The organism is Streptomyces sp. NPDC031365 (assembly GCF_055569765.1).
In genome coordinates this window covers 441880-464209 of the sequence record NZ_JBVIIM010000004.1, presented here as the reverse complement: position 1 = coordinate 464209, position 22330 = coordinate 441880, and the positions used below count along the sequence as shown (strand labels likewise).

Below are 22330 nucleotides of genomic sequence, written 5' to 3'. Positions count from 1 at the left end.
CCCCCCCCCCCCCCCCCCCCCCCCCCCCCCCCCCCCCCCCCCCCCCCCCCCCCCCCCCCCCCCCCCCCCCCCCCCCCCCCCCCCCCCCCCCCGCTGCGGGGGGAAGCACCTGCGCGATCTTGTTACGACGGGGGAATCGCGTCAGGCACTGCGGGGGGTGGCCGAGATGGTCCTGGGGACGGGGGAGTCGGACTCCACCTGCTGATGGTCCCGCTGGTCCAGGTTCACAAAGATCATTCCGTACCGGATGGCACACCGCACGGGCTTCGGCGCACCCCTGGGCCGCCGAAGACACCGGTACGCCCGTACGTCTCCGTCCTCGTCGCGCGTGACCACGACCGGCTCACTGAACACGGTCACCATCAACGAGTCACCACTGTGGGGGATGGCGGTGACCAGGTCGATGAAGTGCCATCCGGATCGGTAGGCGGTCGCCATCTCACGGCGGAAGGAACGGTCGTCGGGTGGAGTAGTCATGTCAGGCCCACACGCTGTCATCCGTACGTGCCGGGCCCGTCGCCCACACGCTGTCGCCATCCGCCGCCTCCTGCGCGACGCTCGGCGGCCACACGCTGTCCGCCCGGACGTCGCCCGCCTCGGAGAGGCCGCCCACCACCCCGAAGGCCACACCGACGGAGAAGGCGGCGACAAGCACCGAGCGAAGCATTTTCTTACCCATAGTCGGCTTCGTCCTCACTTGAAGGTCCCCTCTTCCCCCGTCGAGTACGACGATGGCTCATTCGGGCACGTCATGGCCACACGATCGGTGCATCATGTTCCTGCATGTTCAGGACCCTGGGGGGTGGAGATTTGAGGACCAAACAGACTAATGCGGCACATCCTCACGCGGTGACTGAGCTGTGCGACGAGGGCGTGCGACTGTACGCGAATGCCCTCCGCGCGGGACGTATCGCCCGCGCGGAGGTGGAACTCGCACCCTGCTTGATGGATTTCGCCCTTCTTCATCCGGATCCCGATGATGCGCAGTGGTTGCGTCCGGTGCTTCCGTCGATCGCACTGGCTCAGCGATTGAGCCCCATCGAGCGGGAAATCACCGAACGCAGGCGTCTGTCGATAGAACTTGCAGACACTTTCGAGCCGTTCATGTCCCTGAGTGCCCAGGAGATCACCCCCACTCACTCGATCACGGTGCTCGAGGGCAACGACCGCATCAACAGCGCACTGGACCTGGCCACCGCCCAGTGCCGGACGGAGATGCTCACCGTCCAGCCGAGTGGCCACCGGCCCGAACGCAGTCTGCTGCAGGGATTCGAACGCGACCGGCTGCTCATCGAGCGCGGCGTGCGCATACGTACCCTGTACCAGCACACGGCCCGGTTCAGTCCTGAACGCCTTTCCTACGTCGAGCAGTTCACCAACGGCAGGGCGGAGTACCGCACCATTGACGAGCTGGTTGAACGCCTCATCATCTGCGACGAGACGGTCGCTTTCATCCCTGTGCGCGACGACCGTCAAGTCGCGCTGGAGCTGCGGCACACGGGACTCGTCCGCTACCTGATCAAGGTCTTCGAGTTCATGTGGAGCCGCGCGGTGCCGCTGACGGCCGGCACCCCCTACGAAACCGCGCCCGACGGCATACCGGAGATACAGCATTCCATCGCCAAGCTTCTGGTGGAGGGCCACGTGGACGAGGCCATCGCCCGCCGTCTCGGGATGAACGTGCGGACGTGCCGTGCTCACATCGCCAAGCTCGCCGCCACCCTCGGCAGCGGCAGCCGGGCACAACTCGGCTATCTCATCGCCGAATCGGGCATCCTCAACCAGGAGGGAGCACCCAAGTGACCTCGGTGGCGCACGCAGAGCACGGGGTGGAGGAGCTCTGTTCCACGGGTACCGCCCTGTACGAACGGGCCCTGCGCGAGGGGCGGGTGGCAGCTCAGGAAGCAAGAGCGGTGCCCTGCCTCGTCGACCTCGGCCTGCTGCACCCCGCTGTCGACGACCAGGACGAGTGGGAGCCCGTGGCTCCCCAAATCGGCCTACGGCGCCTTCTGCGCGCCTCCGCGGACCGGATCGCCGACGAGCGGCGCCGGGAGGAGCGGCTGGCCGAAGCGTTCGCCCCGCTGCTCCTGGCGAGCGGACACGACGACGTCCGGGCAACGCCCACCCTCACGCTCCACGCCACGTACGAACGCATCGGCCAGATCATCGATGAGACGATGGCCGATGCCTCCGAACTCCTGGCCATTCAGCCCCGCGGCCAGTACACCCGCGTCAACCCGGCCGTCGACGACCCCGCGATCCGCCGCGACCAGGCGCTGCTGAGCCGTGGTGGCCGCATTCGCGCCCTCTACCAGCACACTCTGCGACACGCCCCCCGTATCGCCGCACGCTACGAACGGCTGCACGGTGATGTCGAAGCCCGCAGCCTGGACGAGGTCACCGACCGGCTGATCGTCATCGACCGCACCGTCGCCTTCGTCCCCGCCCGCGCCGACCGCGCCACGGCGCTGGAGATCCGCGACCCCGCGATCGTCGGATACCTCGCCACCATGTTCGACCGGCTGTGGCGCCTGGCCACCCCCATGTACCCGAAGAACGCGCCGCAGCCCACCCTGAACGGCGTCACCCCCCGCCAACGGGCCATCGCCGCGCTGCTCGTCGAGGGCCACACCGACGCCGTCATCGCCGACCGTCTCGGCATGAACGTGCGCACCGCCCGCGAGCACATCGCCAAGCTCGCCGCGACCCTGGGCAGCGGCAGCCGCGCTCAGCTCGGGTATCTCATCGCACGCTCGGGGATCCTCGACCGGGCAGAGTGACCGCCGGCCCCCGGGAACCGTCCAGGCCGGCCTGTGCGATCCGCACCCCCAGCTGCGTACGGCTCACCGCCCCCAGCGTCTCCGACAGGCGGGCGATGTGCGCCCGGCACGTGCGGACGCTGATGCCCAGCCGTTCCGCGATCACCGCGTCCTGGTGTCCCTCCGCCAGCAGCGCCGCGATGGACTGCTCCCGGTGCGAGATGCCCTCGATGCCGGTATCGGGCAGCGGGGCGGTCAGCGGGATGGCGAGCCGCCACAGCCGCTCGAAGACCGTGCCCAGGTACTCCACCAGCGCCGGGTGGCGCAGCTCCAGCGCCATGGAGCGCTCGGAGTTGGCGGGGATGAAGGCGACCGTGCGGTCGAAGAGGATCAGCCGCTCGATCACCTCGTCCAGCGTGCGCGCCTCCACCGCGTCGCCCATCAGCTCCAGGTAGGACAGCAACCCGTGCCCGTGCCGGGCGACATGCGTGTACAGGTCCCGCATGCGTACGCCCCGGCCGCGCAGCGCCATCGCCCGGTGCAGGCCCTCCGACAGCTCCGCCTCGCGCCGGATACCGCCCGGCTGGACGGTGAGCACCTCGGTCGTGCACGCCTGAGTCGCCTCGTCCATCGCGGCCTGGATGCGCCCCAGTCCGTCCAGCACCCGGATCGCCGGGCCCTCCGCCGCGGACGGCGACGCCGGCACCTGACGGCCCAGCCCGGCGTACCACTCGACGGCCGACACGGCCGACCCGACCCGGCGCTGACTCGCGCTCACCTCGTCGTACATCCCGCGCAGCAGCCGGGTCATGACCTCCTGCGGGGAGGTCGGCACCAACCAGTCCATGTCGTCGGGGTCCGGGTGCAGCAGGGCCAGTTCCAGCAGGCAGGGCACCGGCTCCGCGTCCCGGCGCGGCAGCCGCCCGCGCCGTACGGCCCGGGAATACACGCGATCCCCGGCCTCGCACAGTCGGTCAGCACCGTGTGGATGCCCGTCCGTCCCGTGCCCGGCCATCGCCCGTCCCACCCCCGGTTCCAGCCCCTCGGTCGGTTCGGTACACCTCGGAGCGCTCGCGCTTCCGCAGCGCAACTATGCGCGGACCGTACCGGCTCCGCAACGTGACTCCACCCGCCCGGTGCCCCGAGTTGCCCCCGGTGTCCGGGATATGGGTCCTCCCGCATGGGCGCCGTGCAACAAGCTGAAGGCAGCGACGAAGTGAACAGCCCGCGCGTGCCGGACGACGCGGGAGCGGACCACCGCCGCGCGACGCCGGGCATCCGCACCGGCCCTTTCCGGCCACGTCGGTGTGCCCGGCCCTCCACGCGCCGCCCCACGGAGTACGGAAGAGGCCACCCGCCGGCCGGAGGACCGGCGGGTGGCCTCATGCCGGGGAAGGGGGTGACTACTTCAGCTTGATCGCTGCGCAGGCCGCCTTGAACTCCGCCGTGCAGATGTCGGACACCTGGTAGATCCCGTCGGCGACGACGGTGTCCGCGATGTTCTCCTTCGTCAGGGCGACCACGGGCACCAGCTGCGCCGGGATGTCCTTGTCGGTGGGGCTGTCCACCCGGTCGCGGGTCAGCGCGTCGAACTGGATGTCCCGGCCCTGGACCCGGGCCACGGCCATCTCCGCGGCGCTCTCCGCCTCATCCGGATAGGACTTGTACACGCTCATGTACTGCTCGCCGGAGATGATCCGCTGCACCGCCGCGAGTTCGGCGTCCTGGCCGGTGATCGGGGGCAGCTCGGTCACGCCGGCGGCCCGCAGCGCCTTGACGATTCCGCCCGCCATGCCGTCGTTGGCGGAGTAGACCGCCTCGATGTTCTCCACGCCGATCGCGTTGATCGCCTCGGTCATGTTGGCCTGGGCGTTCTCCGGCTTCCAGTCCTTGGTGTCGAAGGACTTGGCGATCGTCACCTTGCCCTTGAGCTCGGAGAGCGCGCCCGCCTTGAACTGCTTGGCGTTGGGGTCGGTCGACGAGCCGTTCATCATCACGATCTTGTCGGTGATGCTGACGTCCCCGCGGAACGACTCCAGCAGGGCACGGGCCTGCACCTCGCCGACCAGCCCGTTGTCGAAGGAGATGTACGCGTCGATCGGGCCCTCGGCCAGCCGGTCGTAGGCGATGACCGGGATGCCCGCGTCCTTGGCCTTCTTCACGTCCTCCGCGATGGCCTTCGAGTCGACCGCGTCCAGCACGATGACGTCGACCTCGCCGTCGATCATCCGCTGCATCTGGCTCGCCTGCTTGCCGGCGTCCGCCTCGGCGTTGGCGTACTCGACCTTGCCCTTCCTGTTGGTGAGGGACTCCACCTTCGCCTTGAAGATGGGGTAGTCGAACTGCTCGTACCGGGTGTTCTCCTTCTCCGGCAGGAGAAGGCCGACGGTGATGTCGTCCCCCTTGGCCGGGCTCGCCTCGTCGCTGCTGCCGGCCGCGTCGAACACGCCGCAGCCGGCGAGCATGACGGACATCGAGGTGATGGCCACAGATAGGGCGATACGACGCATGCGCGGGCTCACTTCAGGTGCGTTTGGACGTGGGCACTGCTTTCGGCCCATGTGTCTGAAAGACAACGCTTCAGCCCCCACCGGAGTCAAGGGCAGCCACTTAACGAGATGGACACGGCACGGTGCGCTGAACTCGTGGAAGACCTGCGAACACCTGGCGGGGATCATCTGGACACGCAGCCATACCATAGTCACAAATGTGGTCGCGCATAAGAGAAGGGGCCCGGAGGTTTCGACGAACCTCCGGACCCCTTGCCCCACGTCACCTGCGCGTTCAGTCCGACTGCTGCCGCCCCGGCCGCCACACCACCAGGGCGCTGGTCTGCTGCACCTCCTGGTACGGCACGAGATCGCGGCGGTACGACGCGTGCACCGCGGCCTCGCGCTGACGCATCGCCGTCGCCGCTCCGTCGAGCGCGTCCTGGAGCTCCACCACCCGGGCCTGGAGGGCCGCGACCTGGTTTTCCAGCTCGATGATGCGCTTGATTCCAGCCAAATTGATGCCCTCGGTCTGTGACAACTGCTGCACCTGACGGAGCAGTTCGATGTCACGGGCCGAGTAGCGCCGACCCCGGCCGGCCGTACGGTCCGGCGAGACGAGCCCCAGCCGGTCGTACTGACGCAACGTCTGCGGGTGGAGGCCGGAGAGCTGGGCCGCCACCGAAATGACATAGACCGGGGTGTCATGGGTCAGTTCGTACGGATTGCGTCGACGGCCGTCCATCTGCAATCAAGCTCCCTTCGCGGCCTGGAACAGCTCCGCCCGCGGATCCTCGTCCGCGGTCGCCTCGCGATACGCCTCCAGCGCCTCACGAGCCTTCCCCGACAGGTCCCCCGGAACACTCACCTCGACGGTGACCAGCAGATCACCGCGGGTGCCGTCCTTGCGCACCGCGCCCTTGCCCCGCGCCCGCATGGTGCGGCCGTTGGGCGTGCCCGGCGGAAGCTTCAGCGTGACCGGCGGTCCGCCCAGCGTCGGGACCCGCACCTCACCGCCGAGCGCCGCCTCGGGGTAGGTCACCGGGACGGTGACGGTGAGGTTGTCGTCCTTGCGACCGAACACGGGGTGGGCGCCGACATGCACGACGACGTACAGATCGCCGGCCGGTCCGCCGCGCTCGCCCGGAGCACCCTTGCCGCGCAGCCGGATCCGCTGGCCGTCGCTGACGCCCGCGGGGATGCGCACCTGCATCGTCCGCGAGGACTTGGCCCGGCCGCTGCCCTTGCAGATCTCGCAGGGCTCCTCCGCGATCAGACCGCGGCCCTTGCAGTCGGGGCAGGGGTCGGTGAGCGAGAAGCCACCGCCGGAACCCCGCGCCACCTGCCCGGTGCCGACACAGGTCGGGCACACGCGCGGCGTGCCGTTCTTGTCGCCGGTGCCCGAACAGGCCTTGCAGGCCGCCTGCGACGACATCCGCAGCGGGACCGTCGCACCCTCGATCGCCTCGGTGAAGCTGAGCGTCACCTCGGACTCGATGTCCTGGCCGCGTCGCGGCTGGGTCCGCGTGGTCCCCGTGCCGCCGCCACGGTTGAACAGGCCCCCGAAGACGTCACCCAGGCCGCCGCCGAAGCCGCCGCCCGCCTGGCCGCCGCCGGGCTGCTGACCCCCGAAGAGGTCACCCAGGTCGAAGTTGAAGGAACCGCCGCCGCCCGCGCCCGGCCCCGGCCGGAAGCCGCCGTTGCCGAAGAGCGCGCGCGCCTCGTCGTACTCCTTGCGCTTCTTGGGGTCGCCGAGGACGTCGTTCGCCTCGGAGATCTCCTTGAACCGCTCCTCCGCCTTGGCGTTGCCCTTGTTGGCGTCCGGGTGGAACTCGCGGGCGAGCTTCCGGTACGCCTTCTTGATCTCGGCCTCGGTGGCGTCCTTGGGGACGCCGAGGACCTTGTAGAAGTCCTTCTCGATGAAGTCCTTGGTGCTCATCCCCGACGTCCCTCCTTCCCTGCGTCAGCTCCCGCGTCAGCCCTCGTCCGGGCCACCGCTCTCCTTGTTCTCCGGGCCGTCCTGCGCCTCGGTGCTCTCCTCGGCCGGCTGAACCGTCTGCGCGCCCGGCTGGGGCTCGGCGACGGCCACCCGCGCGGGGCGGATGGTGCGCTCGCCGATGCGATACCCCGGCTGCAGAACCGCCACGCACGTCGTCTCGGTGACGTCCGGCGCGTAGCTGTGCATCAGCGCCTCGTGGATCGTCGGGTCGAAGGGCTCGCCCTCCTTGCCGAACTGCTGGAGGCCCAGCTTGGCCACGGCGGTCTCCAGGGACTCCGCGACCGACTTGAAGCCGCCGACCAGCTCGCCGTGCTCGCGGGCGCGGCCCACGTCGTCGAGTACGGGCAGCAGCTCGGTCAGGAGGTTCGCCACGGCGACCTCCTTGACCGCGACGCGGTCCCGCTCGACCCGGCGGCGGTAGTTCTGGAACTCGGCCTGGAGGCGCTGGAGGTCCGCCGTGCGCTCACCGAGCGCCGTGCGTGCCTGGTCCAGCTGTGCCACCAGGGCGGCGCTCTGGCCCGTGTCGTCCCCGGCCGGGGCCGCCGCCTCCTCCGAGGAGGGGGTGGCGGCCTTCGGCTCGGCTTCGTCGGAGGGGACGTCGGGCTGCTGCGACTGCTCGTCGAAGCCCGGGGTCTCCTCGGTCACGCCGCACCGTCCTTGCGGTCCTCGTCGACGATCTCCGCGTCGACGACGTCGTCGTCCGCCTTGGCGTCACCGGCACCCGCGCCCGCACCGGCTCCGGCGGAGGCACCGCCGGCCGCCTGGGCGCCCTGGGCGTCGGCGTACATCGCCTGGCCCAGCTTCTGGGAGACGGCGGCGACCTTCTCCGTGGCGGTGCGGATCTCGGCGCTGTCGTCGCCCTTGAGCTTCTCCTTCAGCTCGGCGACGGCACCCTCGACCTCCGTCTTGACCTCACCGGGAACCTTGTCCGCGTTGTCGCTGAGGAACTTCTCCGTCTGGTAGACGAGCTGCTCGCCCTGGTTGCGGGACTCGGCTGCCTCGCGGCGGGCGTGGTCCTCCTCCGCGTACTTCTCGGCCTCCTGGCGCATCCGGTCGACCTCGTCCTTCGGGAGCGAGGAGCCGCCGGTGACGGTCATCTTCTGCTCCTTTCCGGTGCCGAGGTCCTTCGCCGTGACATGCATGATGCCGTTGGCGTCGATGTCGAAGGAGACCTCGATCTGCGGGACGCCGCGCGGCGCCGGGGGCAGACCGGTCAGCTCGAACATGCCGAGCTTCTTGTTGTACGCGGCGATCTCGCGCTCGCCCTGGTAGACCTGGATCTGCACCGACGGCTGGTTGTCCTCGGCCGTGGTGAAGATCTCGGAGCGCTTCGTCGGGATCGTGGTGTTGCGCTCGATCAGCTTGGTCATGATGCCGCCCTTGGTCTCGATACCGAGGGACAGCGGGGTGACGTCGAGCAGCAGGACGTCCTTGACCTCGCCCTTGAGCACACCGGCCTGGAGCGCGGCGCCGATCGAGACGACCTCGTCCGGGTTCACACCCTTGTTGGCCTCCTTGCCGCCGGTCAGCTCCTTGACGAGCTCGGCGACGGCGGGCATACGGGTGGAACCGCCGACGAGGACGACGTGGTCGATCTCGCTGAGCTGGATGCCGGCGTCCTTGACGACGTTGTGGAACGGCGTCTTGCAGCGCTCGAGCAGGTCCGCGGTCAGCTGCTGGAACTGGGCGCGGGTCAGCTTCTCGTCGAGGTGCAGGGGGCCCTCGGCGGAGGCGGTGATGTAGGGGAGGTTGATCGTGGTCTCGGTGGACGAGGACAGCTCGATCTTCGCCTTCTCGGCGGCCTCGCGCAGGCGCTGGAGCGCCATCTTGTCCTTGCCCAGGTCCACGCCGTGCCCGGACTGGAACTGCTTGACCAGGTAGTCGACGACGCGCTGGTCCCAGTCGTCACCACCGAGGTTGTTGTCACCGTTGGTGGCCTTCACCTCGACGACGCCGTCGCCGATCTCCAGCAGCGACACGTCGAACGTACCGCCACCGAGGTCGAAGACCAGGATGACCTGCTCGTCCTTGTCCAGGCCGTACGCCAGGGCGGCGGCCGTGGGCTCGTTGACGATGCGCAGCACGTTCAGACCGGCGATCTCGCCGGCCTCCTTGGTCGCCTGGCGCTCGGCGTCGTTGAAGTACGCCGGGACGGTGATGACCGCGTCCGTGACCTTCTCGCCCAGGTACGACTCGGCGTCGCGCTTCAGCTTCTGCAGCACGAACGCGCTCATCTGCTGCGGGTTGAAGGGCTTCCCGTCGAGCTCGATCTTCCAGTCGGTGCCCATGTGGCGCTTGACCGACCGGATGGTCCTGTCGACGTTGGTCACCGCCTGGCGCTTGGCCACCTCGCCGACCAGCACCTCGCCGTTCTTGGCGAAGGCGACGACGGACGGCGTGGTCCTGGCGCCCTCGGCGTTGGTGATGACGGTGGGCTCGCCGCCCTCCAGAACGCTGACGACGGAGTTAGTCGTGCCCAGGTCGATGCCGACCGCACGTGCCATTTCGATTCCTCCAACTGACTTGAGTGGAACGGACTCAAGCATGCATGACGTACGCCGCAGGGTCAACAGAGCTGAGTCGAGTGGACTCAACTCTTATCCGTTCCTTACACGCAACCGGTCCGTGACCTGCGGCAACGCACTGGAGGACCGCTGGCGGGCCCGGAAAGCGGGGGTGACGGGGAGACGCACGAGCACGACGACGACCACCGCGGCGACCGCCGCCACCCAGACCACCGCGCTTCCGGACATCCGTCCGGTGTGCACGGCCACCCCGACCAGTACCCCGCCCAGCGAGGCCGCACCGAGCAGGACGGCCACCGCGCGGGGAGCGATGCCCAGCCGTCGCAGCCGGTGCCCGAGATGATCCGGCCGCCCGCGCGTCAGGGGCCACCGGGCCAGCCGCCGCGCGAGCACCACCAGGACGGCGTCCGCGCAGGCCACGGCCGTCAGCGCGAACAACACCCCCGCACCGACGCCGATTCCCTGCCCCGCCCGCACCACGACCGCCGCCGAGGCCAGCACGAACCCCGTGAACAGCGAGCCGCCCGCGCCGAGCGCCGCCCGCGCGGGATGCCAGTTGTGCAGCAGGAACCCGGCGAGCGCGGCGGCCAGCACACTCGACAGCACCGCGATCCCGTCCATCAGCTCGGCCGCGGCACAGGCCGCCACCCCGAACGCGGTCACCACGCCCACCCCACCCGCCAGCCCGTCGGCATGGTCCAGCCCCCGGAAGGCGGCGGAGACGGCGACGATCCACCCCGCGGCGAGCATGCCGCCCACCGCCCCGGTCTCCTCGTAGGGCACGACGAGCGCCGCCGCCACGGCCGTACCGGCGAGCGGGACCCACCACCGCAGCCGCCAGACGTCGACGGCCAGCCCGAGCACACCCACACACGCCGCCGCGGCCGGCAGCCGTTCGGCCCCGGTGCCCAGCGGCGCGATCCCGGTCGCGTCCCCCGCGGCCGCGACCAGCCCGGTGACCAGCACGACGGCCGCTCCCCCGGACAGCGGCACCGGGCGGCGCCGTCTGCGGTCCAGGATTCCCAGGCGCAGGGCGGGGGCCCGCAGCAGCGCCGTGAGGAAGGCGGACAGCAGCAGGGCGACGGCGGAGACGGCGATTCCGTAGAGCACGGATATAAGTTAGGTGCATATGGGCCGATTTAGCGCGAATAACACGATCGGATCTCGGACGCCATCCGGACCGGCCCTGAGAGCCGACGCCACAGACGGCCCTCAGCGATTCAGATCACCCCGCGCCCGGCTACAGTGCGGCCGAAGATCGGGGTAGTCTCAGACGGACTGCATAAGTTACCGCTTAGTAATCTCGGGGAAGCCGTACTGGAGCCCCCGAGACAACCCTCCTGAAACCCCTCGCAGGCCCGAGGAGCCCCCATGCAACTCGCCGCGATCATCGTGTCGCTGGTACTGACCGTGATCGGCGTCGCGCTGCTCGCACGCGTGATCGGCCAGTTCGTCCGGTACTTCAAGCTGGGCCAGCCGGTCCCGGCCGGCACCCGGACCGACAATCCCTACCAGCGCAGTGTGACCCTGGTGAAGGAATTCCTCGGTCACACGCGCATGAACCGGTGGGGCATCGTCGGCATCGCCCACTGGTTCGTCGCCGTCGGCTTCCTGACGCTGCCGCCGACCCTCGCCCAGGCCTTCGGCCAGCTCTTCCAGGCGGACTGGGTGCTGCCGGTCATCGGCGGCTTCCTGCCGTTCGAGATGTACATCGAGTTCATCGGCGTGATGACCGTCCTGGGCATCGCCGTACTCATCGCCATCCGGCTGCTGAGCCTCCCGTCCCGCGCCGGCCGCAAGTCACGCTTCACCGGCTCCAAGTCGGGTCAGGCGTACTTCGTCGAGTACGTCATCCTCACCATCGGCCTGGCCATCTACGTGCTGCGCGGCCTGGAGGGCGCCCTGCACCACGTGGACGGTTACGAGCCCGCGTACTTCGCCTCGTACCCGCTGGTGCTCGCCTTCGACGGCCTGTCGGCCGGCACGCTGCAGAACCTGGTCTACCTGGTCGCCATGATCAAGATCGGGACCTCGTTCGTCTGGATGATCGTCGTCTCGCTGACCCCCAACATGGGCGTGGCCTGGCACCGCTTCCTCGCCTTCCCGAACATCTGGTTCAAGCGCGAGGCCGACGGCGGGACCGCCCTGGGCGCTCTCCAGCCGATGACGAGCGGCGGCAAGCCGATCGACTTCACCGACCCCGGTGACGACGACGTCTTCGGCGTCTCCCAGGTCGAGCAGTTCTCCTGGAAGGGTCTGCTGGACTTCTCCACCTGCACCGAGTGCGGCCGCTGCCAGTCGCAGTGCCCCGCCTGGAACACGGGCAAGCCCCTCTCCCCCAAGCTCCTGATCATGTCCCTGCGCGACCACGCGCACGCCAAGGCCCCGTACCTGCTGGCCGGCGGCGGCAAGACCATGGAGGGCGAGGAGAAGGCGTCCGAGGAGCAGCTGGCGGGCGTCCCCGCCGCGGCTCTCGCGGAGGCCGAGCGCCCGCTGATCGGCACCGCGGAAGAGAACGGCGTCATCGACCCGGACGTCCTGTGGTCCTGCACCACCTGCGGCGCCTGCGTCGAGCAGTGCCCCGTCGACATCGAGCACGTCGACCACATCGTCGACATGCGCCGCTACCAGGTCATGATCGAGAGCGCCTTCCCGTCCGAGGCGGGCACGATGCTCAAGAACCTGGAGAAGAAGGGCAACCCCTGGGGCCTGGCGAAGAAGCAGCGCCTGGAGTGGACCAAGGAGGTCGACTTCGAGGTCCCCGTCGTCGGCAAGGACATCGAGGACCTCTCCGAGGTCGAGTACCTGTACTGGGTCGGCTGCGCCGGCGCCCTGGAGGACCGCGCCAAAAAGACCACCAAGGCCTTCGCGGAACTCCTCCACATCGCCGGCGTCAAGTTCGCGATCATGGGCGGCGACGAGAAGTGCACCGGTGACTCCGCGCGGCGTCTGGGCAACGAGCCCCTGTTCCAGGAGCTCGGCATGGAGAACGTCTCCGCGCTGAACATGGCGTTCGGCGAGGAGATGGACGACGAGGGCAACGTCACCGAGGAGTCGAAGAAGCCCAGGTCCGCGAAGAAGATCGTCGCCACCTGCCCGCACTGCCTCAACACCCTCGGCAACGAGTACCCGCAGCTCGGCGGCGACTACGAGGTCATCCACCACACCCAGCTGCTCCAGCACCTGGTGGACGAGGGCAAGCTCATCCCGGTCACCCCGGTCGAGGGCCTCATCACCTACCACGACCCGTGCTATCTGGGCCGCCACAACAAGATCTACACGCCCCCGCGCGAGATCATCGGCAAGGTCCCGGGCCTGCGCAACGAGGAGATGCACCGCCACAAGGAGCGCGGCTTCTGCTGTGGCGCCGGCGGCGCCCGGATGTGGATGGAGGAGCGGATCGGCAAGCGCATCAACAATGAGCGTGTCGACGAGGCCCTCGCCCTCAACCCGGACATCGTCTCCACGGCCTGCCCGTTCTGCCTGGTCATGCTGACCGACTCGGTCAACGGCAAGAAGGCCTCATCCGAAAGCGGCTCCGCCGCGGGCGGGGCGGCCAAGGAGTCCATCCAGGTCGTCGACGTCGCCCAGCTGCTGCTGGACTCCGTCAAGACCCCGGCCGACCCGGACGGTGACGAGGCGAGCGAGCCCGCTCCGGAGCCGGAGCCGGTGAAGTAACGCGGCACTCCGTCGAAGGGGCCGCCCGAAAGGGCGGCCCCTTCGACATGTCCGCGCCCGACTCGCCGCCCGGCGGGGCAGCCCGCCCCGGGTCGGGCGGGCGGACCGGGTCGGGCGTGCGGGCCGGGGCGCCGGGCGGGGCGGGGAGCAGGGCCATGGGGAGTTCGGTGCGCCGGCGGATGCCGAGTTTGCGGTAGGCGGCCGTCAGATGGGTCTCCACCGTGCGCCGGGCGAGGTGCAGCGACGCGGCGATCTCCGCGTTCGTCCGTCCCTCGGCCGCGAGGCCGGCGATACGGCGTTCGCTGCCGGTGAGCGCGGCGGAACCGGTGCGCGGGGCACCGGCGCGCCGGGCACCGCCCTCGTGGAGCAACCCCTCGGCGACGGTGCGCAGCCGGAGCGCGCCGAGGCGTTCGGCACGCTCCACCGCCTCGCGCAGCGACACCCGGGCGCGGGAGCGCTCCCCCGAGGCGTTGAGCAGGCGACCGTGGGAGATCAGTGCCGAGATCAGCTCCGTTCCGACCGGTCCCTCGCGCAGCAGCCCGACCGCGCGGCCGGTGAGTTCCAGGCCGCGCCGGCCGCCCGTGGCCTCGCCCAGCACCCGCATCGCGCGGCCCCGCACGCGCGGGGTGTGCCACACCTCGGCGAGCCGAAGTTCCTCCTCGGCGAGGGCCAGTGCCTCCCGCGGCCGGCCGAGCACCAGCAGGCACTCGGCGGCGGCGACACGCCAGGGGGCGACCACGGACCTGAACGCCTCACGGGCCGTCTGGCGCCGCCCGCACTCCATGAAGTCGTCCAGCGCCGCCGCCGGGTCCCCCGCGGCGGCACGCAGCATCCCCCGCGCGTACAGGAAGCGGTGGGTCCGCCAGGAGTCCGGTGCCGTCCGCAGGTCGAACCCGTCCACGAGACGGGTGGCCTCCTCCAGCCGTCCCGTCTCCACCAGCGCGATCACGGCCTGTGTGTGCGCGCTGGTGGGTCCGGCCCCGGACGGCCCGGCCCCGGACGACCGGGCGCTCGGGTCGGCGAGCACGGCGTCGAAATCCGCGCGGGCGGCCGCGAGATCCACGCGCACGTCGAGCAGGACGTGGTGCATGGGGTGCAGCAGGAAGGAGTCCAGCGTGGCCAGGGCGCGCCGTAGGAGGCGCTCGGCCTCGTCGAGTTCGTCCGCCCACTGGGCCACGGCGGCGGCCGTGCCGAACAGGAACGGCTCGGCGAGCGGGTCGACCGGCCCCTCGGTGAGCGCGCGGATCTGCGCCATCGCGTCCCGGGAGGAGATCAGACCGGCCGTCGCCTCGTACCGCACGATCAGTATCCGGTGGGCCACGCCGAGCAGGTCCGGGGTGCCCCCGTCGGGCCCGGACCGCCGCTGGTACTCCTTCCTCAGGGCGCCCAGTTCCTCGTCGGACATCAGTACGGCGACGGCGCGCAGCGTGCGCGCCAGGTCGGGCTCGTCCGCCAGCCGTTGCTCCTCCTCCCGGAGCATGCGCAGCGCCGCCCCGGTCTCCCCGCTGCGTGCGAGCGCCGTGGCCAGGGCCACCCTTGCCCGTACCAGGTCCCGGGCCCCGCCCGGCAGCCGTACGGCCTCCGCGAGCCGTGCGATGCCGCCGGAGGGGTACGCGGCGCACTCCAGGGAACCGAGCTGGATGAGGAGAGTGGCCCGGCGGACCGGCGCCATGGGTTCGTCGAGGGCGCGTCGCAGTAACGTCACGGCACCCCTTGGACGGCCGGCGTGCACCTCGTCGGCCGCCGCCTCGACCAGCACGTCGACGGCCCAGGGCTCGGCCACCGCGGAGGCGTGCGACAGGTGCCCGGCCACCACGGCGACCCCGGCGCCCCCGCGCATCAGCTCCTCGGCGGCGGTCCGGTGGGCCGCCCTGCGCCGGCCGCTCGTCCAGCCGCTCAGCACCGCGTCGCGCAGCAGGGGATGGGCGTACCGGTACAGGCCGTCCGCGTCCTGGCGCAGCAGGCCCAGGCGGGTCATCGCGGTGAGCCAGCCCGCGACCCGGGCCGAGTCCGCCTGGGCCATCCTGGCGAGGATCGGGGCCTGGGTGTCGCGGCGTTCGGCGGGGCCGTACCCCGGGCACCGGTCCCGCGCGGGCACGGCTCCGTCCGCGGACGGAGCCCGTACGGCCCCCGCGTCCGCTTCCCCGCTCTCCAGCACGGCCAGGGAACGGGCGACCCCGGCCGTCGCGCCGCCCGCGCCGGCCAGCCACCAGGACACGGCGTCCGGATACGCACCCGGGTACAGCGCGGCACAGGTGTCCGGCAGCGCCGCCGGCGGGGCGGACCCGCCGGCGGTGTCCCAGGACGACAGGTCGTCCAGCAGGGCGCGCAGCAGCATCGGGTTGCCCGCCCCGGCCCGTACGCAGTCGGCCACCCGGTCGGGCGCGGCCCCGGGGAAGGCGGCGCGGACCAGTCCCGCGGCGGCGTCGGCGCTCAGCGGGGCGAGGGTGTGGGTGCGGACGAGGGCGGGGGAGAGCCCGTGGGCGAAACCGGCGCCGGGCGGATCGATGTCGTACTGGCTGCGCTCGGTGACCACCAGGAGCACCGGCAGTCCGTCGACGAGCCGGGCCGCCTCCGCCAGCCAGCGGCGCGAGGGCGGGTCGGCGGCGTGCACGTCGTCGACCGCCACGAACAGCGGAGCCTCGCCCGCGTACGCCTCCAGCAGCCGCCACAACGCGGCCCGCGTCCGGTGGTGCGCGGTCCGGGAGGTGCCGGGATCCGCCGGGGGGTCGTCGACGAAGTCCGCCTCCTCGCCGAAGAGCTGGTGGACGACGCACCAGTCCGTACCGCTGTTCTCCGGGGTGCAGCGGGCCCGCAGCACCCACATCCCCCGGTCCGCCGCCTCCTGGGCGGCGGCCCGCAGGAGCGCGGTGCGGCCGGTGCCGGTCGCTCCGCGCAGCAGGACCAGGCGGCCCGATCCCTCGCGGGCGCGTTCGGCCTCCGCGGCCAACAGCCGCAGGGCGTCGTCCCGTTCACTGAGGGGTTCCACTGAGGGCAACGCTTCCTCCTGGGCCGGGGCGGATCGGGGTCGGGGTGCGGGCGAGCGGTGCGGGCGGAACGGCGGCCGTCCCCTCCATGAAGACGCTCAGCAGGCCCGGCGGGTGCCCCGACGGGCCAAGCGGAACAGCCTCTTGAGGCAACAAACACGAACCAGGGGTGAATCCCTGCCAAAGGTATGGACGAAGAACACCGGGTCGTGTTGCATTCCCGCAGAGCCGGGCCCTGCCCCCGGACCGGGGCGAAAACGCAGGGGAGAGGCACGGTCGGGGGGACCGACGCGTGCCCGGCCGGTGTGCGGTGCGCGTGATCTCGTGGTGCGTCTCGTGGTTCTCCACGATGGCCCGCGTCCCACCCGGCACAGGAGTGTGTAACCGAAGCATCGGACGCGGACACCCCCATGGTGTCCGCAACTCGGGTATGGGGAATCGGTTGCGCAGCTCGTTCGGAACCTCGGAAACGGCTCCGGCCGCCGGGCAGGGGACCCGGATCCCCGTGGTGGTCGACGCCCCGGACCCCATCTCCCGGGCCGGCGCGGTCAGTGAACTCCGCCGGCACCCGGTCATCGAGCTGGTGGAGGGCGGCCGACCCGGTCCGGACACCGTGGCCCTCCTCATCAACGACCACTTGGACGAGGGCCTGTTGACCCGGATGCGCAAGCTCGTGCGCAGTGACGGCAGCCGCGCCGTGCTCGTGGTCGGGGCGATCCGGGAGAACGAACTCCTCGACGTGGTCGAGTGCGGGGTCGGCGCGATCGTCTGGCGCCACGAGGCCACCGCGCACCGGATGGTGCGTGCCGTCGTGGCGGCCTCACGGGGCGACGGGGACCTCCCCGGGGACCTGCTGGGCCGGCTGATCAACCAGGTGGGCACGCTGCACCGCACCTCGGCGGGCCACCCCGGCGGCCCCTCCTCCGGCCTGACGGCCCGTGAGGCCGACGTCCTGAGGCTCGTCTCCGAGGGTCTGGACACCGGAGAAATCGCCAGCAAACTCTCGTACTCCGAACGCACGGTCAAGAACGTGCTGCACGGCATCACCACCCGGCTGCACCTCCGCAACCGCGCACACGCCGTCGCGTACGCCCTTCGGGAAGGCTACATCTGACCGAACAGGCAATCGTGTTCGCCCCCTTGGGCAGTCCGCCGTGCCCGCTCCCTCTCCGGGGGCGGGCACGGCGCCGCGCGTCCCCGGGCACGATCGGTGGAGCCCGGCGGCCCGGTGGTCCGGCAGCCGGTGAGCCGCACCACGGCAGAGCAGGAGTACGACGGTGATCCACGAGGTGGACGAGGTCCTCAAGGGGCTTCTCAAGAGCGGCGCCCTGGCCGGCTCGGGCATCGAGGTGTCCCTGGACGCCCCGACCCGGGACTGGGCGGCCCGCCGCAACGCGCCCGCCCTCAACGCCTACCTGTACGACATCCGTGAGGAGGTCTCACGGCGGGAACGCGGCGCGGTCGCGGTCACCGACGGCAGCGGCCGGATCATGAAACGCCGGCTGCCACCGCGCTGGTTCCGGCTGTCGTACCTGGTCACCGCCTGGACCAAGCAACCCCAGGACGAACACCGGCTGTTGTCTGCCGCGCTGGCGACGCTGCTGCCCCGCGAGCTCCTGCCGCCCGCCGAACTCCCCGGCGCGCTCGGCGCGCTGGGGCTGTCCGTGTCGCTGACGGTGGCCGGCGTCCAGACCGAGTCGCGGTCGCTGGCCGAGATCTGGTCCGCGCTCGGCGGTGAACTCAAGCCGTCGCTCGATCTGGTGGTGATCGTCCCGTTCCCGTCCTTCCCCGAGTACGACGTCGGTCCGCCGGTCACCGAGGGCGCGGTCGTACGGGTTCGCTCGGTCGACGGCACCCAGGACGACTCACCCGGGCGCGGCCACCGTCCGCACCACGTCGAGCGGGGGAGGCGGAACCGTTGAACGGCCACCTCCACGACCCGGCCGAGGCGCTCCTCGAGCGCGTCACGCGGCTCCGGGAACGCGTCGCCCTGCTGGTCGAGCACCGCGCCGCCGGCGACCCGACCGCCGACGACCCGCTCCGCGGCCTGTACCTGTCCGAGGAAGCCGTACGGCACCATCTTCACGCCACCCCCACCCGGCCGTCCCCCGACCGTCCCGGGGACGACGACCGTCCCGGGGACGACGAGCCACCCGGCGACCGGCTCGGTCCGCTCGCGCGGCGGCTCGGCCTGCGCCCGCTGGAGATCTCGGTCCTGCTCGTGGCACTCGCCCCGGACCTCGACCGCTCCTTCGAACCCCTGTACGGCTACCTCAATGACGACGTGGGCCGCCGCCGCGCCACCACCGGGCTCGCGCTCGACCTGTGCGGCGCCCCCGTGCACCGGCCCGAGGCCCGCTCCGTCTTCCACCCCTCGGCGCGCCTGCGGACCCTGGCCCTGCTCGACGTCGAGGAACCGGAACGCCCCTTCCTCAGCCGGTCGCTGCGGGTCCCGGGCCGACTGCTCGCCCACCTCCTCGGCGACGACACCCCGGATCCGTCCCTCACCGGGCTGGCCCGCCCGCTCACCGTGCCGTCCCTCGCGGACACACCCGACGGGGACCCCTTCACCGGGCGGCTCGCCGCCCGGCTGGCCGCCGCCCCGCTCACCGTCTACCTGCGCGAGCACCGCGAGGGCGAGGGCCTGGCGCACGCCGCGCGGGCCCTTCCCGGCGGCGCCCTGCACTACGCCCCCCGGGGACCGCACACCGGGGAACCGCTGAACGCCCTGCTGCGCGAGGCCCGGCTGCGGGACTGCGCGGTGGTCGTCTCCCCGCTCCCGGACGACCCCGGGGCACTCGTGCGGGCACTGTCGGTGCCCGATGTGCCGGTGGTGTTCACCGGCTCCCGGCCGTACGACCCGCAGTGGTGCGACCACGACCCCCTCGTCCTGGACGCCCCCCGGCTGGGAGCGGGCGCCGTGGACACCTGGGCCGCGGCCCTGAACGACGGGGGCGACACGGACGCCGGAGCCGGGCCGGATGCCCGAACGGGCACACCGGCGGTCCCCTCCGGCCCCCTCGGCTTCGACCTTGCCGCCACCGTGGCCCCGTACCACCTGAGCACGGACCGGGTGGCGCGGGCCGTGCGGGCCGCCCGGGGCCTCGCCGCGTTCGACGACACCGCCCTCACCCCCGGCCACCTCAGGCTCGCCGCCCGCCAGCAGTCGACCTCGGGTCTTGAACAGCACGCCCGGCGGATCCGGCCGGCGGTGACCTGGGACGACCTGGTGCTGCCCGCGGCGCCCCTGGCCCAGCTGCGGGAACTGGCCCGGCGGGCCAGGCACCGCGACCGGGTGCTCGGCGACTGGCGGCTCAGCGCCGGCGGCGGCCGGGGCCGGGGCGTACTGGGGCTGTTCGCGGGCGAGTCGGGCACGGGCAAGACGCTGTCCGCCGAGGTCGTCGCCGCCGAACTGGGCCTGGACCTGTACGTCGTGTCGCTGTCCTCGATCGTGGACAAGTACGTCGGCGAGACCGAGAAGAACCTCGAGCGCGTCTTCTCCGAGGCGGACCGCACCGACGCCGTCCTGCTCTTCGACGAGGCGGACGCGGTGTTCGGCAAGCGGTCCGAGGTCAAGGACGCGCACGACCGGTACGCCAACATGGAGAGCGCCTACCTGCTCCAGCGCCTGGAGTCCTTCGACGGCATCGCCCTGCTCACCACCAACCTGCGGGCCAACATCGACGAGGCCTTCACCCGTCGGCTGGACCTGGTGGTCGACTTCCCGTTCCCGGACGCCGGCCAGCGGCTCGCGCTGTGGCGGCACAGCCTCTCCCGCGTGCCGTGCGCGGACGGCGTCGACGCGCACGAGGTGGCGCGGGACTTCGATCTGGCCGGCGGTTCCATCCGCAGCGCCGTGGTCACCGCCGCCTACGCGGCCGCGGACCGGGGCGGGCCGGTCACCACGGCCGACCTGCTGGAGGGCGCGCGACGGGAGTACCGCAAGGCGGGGCGGCTGGTGCCGGGCGAGGGCACCTGGTAATCACCCCGAGGACACCTGGTGGCCACCCCGTCCGGGGCGGCCAGGAAGTCCGCGTCGGCCCGACTCCCCCCGGGCCGACGCCACCGGGTCCGCGTCGCACCGGCTGCCGCTGCCGGGGCGGCCCGGCACCGGGTCAGGCCGACTGCCGCTGCCACTTCTGGTTGGGCGTGCCCCCGCACGTCCACAGGTGCAGCCCCGTTCCGTTGGCGGTGCCGCTCCACATGGCGTCGACACACTTGTCCGCCTGCGGGTTGACGAGGTCCGCCGCCCCGCTCATCACGAAGTCCTGGGCGGGGTTGCCGCTGCACCGGGCCAGCTGGATCTGGGCACCGTCGTCCTTGGACGCCCAGGCCACGTCCATGCACATGCCCATGGAGCGGACGGTGCCGTCGCCCCGGAAGTCCCACCGCTGGTTGGCGGCCTCGGGGTCGCAGTCCTGGAGCACCAGACCGGTGCCGTCCTCCGCCTTGCCCTTCTTCAGCGGGACCGTGACGCACCGACTGGACCCGTTGCCCACGATGAGGTCACCGACCAGGACGGCCGGCTCGTCCTGCTTCTCCTGGCCGCCTCCGCCGCCGTCGCCGGACGACTCCTCCTCCTTCTCGGAGCCCGCACCGTCCGAGTCCCCGGCGCCCGCCGGCTTCTCCTGTTCGGGCGCCTTCACCTCCTGCGACGGCCCTGCGCTCGGCAAGGCGGCCGGCGCGGACAGCGCGGGGCTGGGGACGGGAATCGCGCCGGCTTCGGCCTGCGCCATCTGTTCGGTGGCCAGGGAACGGACGTCGGGCTTGTACGTCAGCCAGATCACCACGAACGCGACCGCCAGCGCCAGCGTCATCCCCAGTACCGTGGCCAGCCATCCGGGAAGGAAGCCGCGCTGGACGAACTTCCCCTCCACCTCGAGCGGATCGACGCCCGACCGCTGTACCGCCAGCGTGTACGGGCGCTCCTGCTTCGAACCGAACCAGATGATCTCCCGCGGCTTCAGCCGCGTCCTGACGAACACCGCCCGTCCGGGCTCGATCTGCACATTGCCCGGATCCAGGTCGTACGAGAGCTGGTCACCGTTGTCACTCCCGCTGAGCGACGCGGTCACCTTGGTGTTCCCGAGGTTGTCCACCGCCAGCTTCGGACGCCCCCGCAGCCGTCCCTTCACCACCGGCGGCACCAACTCGGCCCGCACCTCGGTGAACGGGGTGACCGTCACATTCCCCTCGGGAACGGCGGTCGCCTCGGGATGCTCCGTCGGCGTGATCCGCACCGCGTACGGATGCGGCCCCGCCACCGCGTCCGGCGTCCGCGGCACGGCGAACGACACCTCCACGGTCCCCGTCGTCCCCGGATACAACCGCAGCGACTGCGGCTCCACCCGCGTCCACGGCGCGAGGTCCCCCACCGGCTCGAACCGGTACTCGTCCACCACGTCACCGGTGTTGCGCACCCGCAACCGCACCGTCGCGCCGCCACCGGGGTCCACCGTCGTCGACGCCGGCTCAAGAGAAGTCCAAAGGGTCACGCACCGACGCTACGGGACGCGCACCGGGGGATCAGGAGACTCCGAGGCAGGGTCGGCTGCCCGGAAAGGCACCCGGTTGCCCGGCCCGGTGGCGGTACGTCCCGGCCCGCGCGCCGGCCCGGTGGCGGGTACGTCCCGGCCCGGGAGGAACCGGTCGTGGGCACCCGTCCCCGGGGTCTGCCGGGGACGGGCGCGGGGGCGGGCGAGGGCGGTGTCCGGGCCCTGGCCGAGGTGCGCCGTCAGTGCACCGTCAGCACGACGCGAGGTGCGGGCACCTGCCCGCGGGGACGGATGTCTCCCGCCGAGCGCCGCGGGGCGACCAGCCCGGCCACGGGCCCTGTCGCGGCGGAACGGGGAACGGTCCCGGGGCGGTTCCGAGGGCGGGACGGCGCCTTGCC

17 protein-coding genes are annotated in these 22330 nt (G+C 71.7%); 6 read left to right on the top strand and 11 right to left on the bottom strand.

The window, feature by feature from the left end; genetic code table 11:
• Positions 1-141: 141 nt before the first annotated feature.
• On the bottom strand, positions 142-477 hold the full coding sequence (locus tag ACZ5C2_RS10025) for a hypothetical protein (RefSeq protein WP_468788524.1): 336 nt from the start codon (positions 475-477) through the stop codon (positions 142-144).
• Between the two features lies 1 nt (position 478).
• On the bottom strand, positions 479-679 hold the full coding sequence (locus tag ACZ5C2_RS10020; RefSeq protein WP_468788522.1) for a hypothetical protein: 201 nt from the start codon (positions 677-679) through the stop codon (positions 479-481).
• A gap of 104 nt (positions 680-783) precedes the next feature.
• On the opposite strand from ACZ5C2_RS10020, the gene ACZ5C2_RS10015 reads away from it, so the two are divergent.
• Together ACZ5C2_RS10015 and ACZ5C2_RS10010 are read left to right on the top strand one after the other, a co-directional pair.
• Positions 784-1803 (top strand): helix-turn-helix transcriptional regulator, encoded by a 1020-nt coding sequence (locus tag ACZ5C2_RS10015; RefSeq protein ID WP_468788520.1) that lies wholly within the window; start codon positions 784-786, stop codon positions 1801-1803.
• Positions 1800-2780 carry a helix-turn-helix transcriptional regulator gene (locus ACZ5C2_RS10010; protein ID WP_468788518.1) on the top strand — a complete coding sequence of 327 codons (981 nt, stop codon included), beginning with the start codon at positions 1800-1802 and terminating at the stop codon, positions 2778-2780. The genes ACZ5C2_RS10015 and ACZ5C2_RS10010 overlap by 4 nt, the downstream gene beginning before the upstream one ends.
• On the opposite strand, the gene ACZ5C2_RS10005 is transcribed toward ACZ5C2_RS10010, so the two are convergent.
• The 7 genes from ACZ5C2_RS10005 to ACZ5C2_RS09975 form a co-directional block, all read right to left on the bottom strand.
• Positions 2743-3774 (bottom strand): helix-turn-helix transcriptional regulator, encoded by a 1032-nt coding sequence (locus tag ACZ5C2_RS10005; protein ID WP_468788516.1) that lies wholly within the window; start codon positions 3772-3774, stop codon positions 2743-2745. The genes ACZ5C2_RS10010 and ACZ5C2_RS10005 overlap by 38 nt on opposite strands.
• A gap of 388 nt (positions 3775-4162) precedes the next feature.
• On the bottom strand, positions 4163-5269 hold the full coding sequence (locus tag ACZ5C2_RS10000; protein ID WP_468788514.1) for a sugar ABC transporter substrate-binding protein: 1107 nt from the start codon (positions 5267-5269) through the stop codon (positions 4163-4165).
• Positions 5270-5543: 274 nt separating this feature from the next.
• Entirely contained in the window at positions 5544-5993 is a 450-nt protein-coding gene (locus ACZ5C2_RS09995) for a heat shock protein transcriptional repressor HspR (protein WP_468788512.1), read from the bottom strand.
• Between the two features lie 6 nt (positions 5994-5999).
• Positions 6000-7187, bottom strand: coding sequence for a molecular chaperone DnaJ (dnaJ, locus tag ACZ5C2_RS09990; protein ID WP_468788510.1), 1188 nt, complete (start codon positions 7185-7187; stop codon positions 6000-6002).
• 36 nt (positions 7188-7223) lie between these two features.
• On the bottom strand, positions 7224-7892 hold the full coding sequence (gene grpE, locus ACZ5C2_RS09985; protein ID WP_468788508.1) for a nucleotide exchange factor GrpE: 669 nt from the start codon (positions 7890-7892) through the stop codon (positions 7224-7226).
• A complete protein-coding gene (dnaK, locus tag ACZ5C2_RS09980) occupies positions 7889-9751 on the bottom strand; it encodes a molecular chaperone DnaK (protein ID WP_468788506.1) in 1863 nt (620 codons plus the stop codon). Before dnaK ends, grpE begins: the two co-directional genes overlap by 4 nt.
• 93 nt (positions 9752-9844) lie before the next feature.
• Entirely contained in the window at positions 9845-10882 is a 1038-nt protein-coding gene (locus ACZ5C2_RS09975) for an MraY family glycosyltransferase (protein WP_468788504.1), read from the bottom strand.
• A gap of 261 nt (positions 10883-11143) precedes the next feature.
• On the opposite strand from ACZ5C2_RS09975, the gene ACZ5C2_RS09970 reads away from it, so the two are divergent.
• Positions 11144-13450, top strand: a complete 2307-nt coding sequence (locus tag ACZ5C2_RS09970; protein WP_468788502.1) for a (Fe-S)-binding protein — start codon at positions 11144-11146, stop codon at positions 13448-13450.
• Here ACZ5C2_RS09970 and ACZ5C2_RS09965 read toward each other — a convergent pair.
• Positions 13380-16439: an AAA family ATPase gene (locus tag ACZ5C2_RS09965; protein WP_468788572.1), complete on the bottom strand. Its 3060-nt coding sequence runs from the start codon at positions 16437-16439 to the stop codon at positions 13380-13382. The genes ACZ5C2_RS09970 and ACZ5C2_RS09965 overlap by 71 nt on opposite strands.
• 440 nt (positions 16440-16879) lie before the next feature.
• On the opposite strand from ACZ5C2_RS09965, the gene ACZ5C2_RS09960 reads away from it, so the two are divergent.
• The 3 genes from ACZ5C2_RS09960 (at position 16880) to ACZ5C2_RS09950 (ending at position 20419) form a co-directional block, all read left to right on the top strand.
• Positions 16880-17551: a helix-turn-helix transcriptional regulator gene (locus ACZ5C2_RS09960; protein WP_468788500.1), complete on the top strand. Its 672-nt coding sequence runs from the start codon at positions 16880-16882 to the stop codon at positions 17549-17551.
• A gap of 163 nt (positions 17552-17714) precedes the next feature.
• Positions 17715-18359: a Pvc16 family protein gene (locus tag ACZ5C2_RS09955; protein ID WP_468788498.1), complete on the top strand. Its 645-nt coding sequence runs from the start codon at positions 17715-17717 to the stop codon at positions 18357-18359.
• Positions 18356-20419: an ATP-binding protein gene (locus tag ACZ5C2_RS09950; RefSeq protein WP_468788496.1), complete on the top strand. Its 2064-nt coding sequence runs from the start codon at positions 18356-18358 to the stop codon at positions 20417-20419. Before ACZ5C2_RS09955 ends, ACZ5C2_RS09950 begins: the two co-directional genes overlap by 4 nt.
• A 133-nt stretch (positions 20420-20552) precedes the next feature.
• Here ACZ5C2_RS09950 and ACZ5C2_RS09945 read toward each other — a convergent pair whose 3' ends face one another.
• Complete coding sequence (locus tag ACZ5C2_RS09945) at positions 20553-21932, bottom strand: ricin-type beta-trefoil lectin domain protein (protein WP_468788494.1); 1380 nt, start codon at positions 21930-21932, stop codon at positions 20553-20555.
• Positions 21933-22330 lie beyond the last annotated feature (398 nt).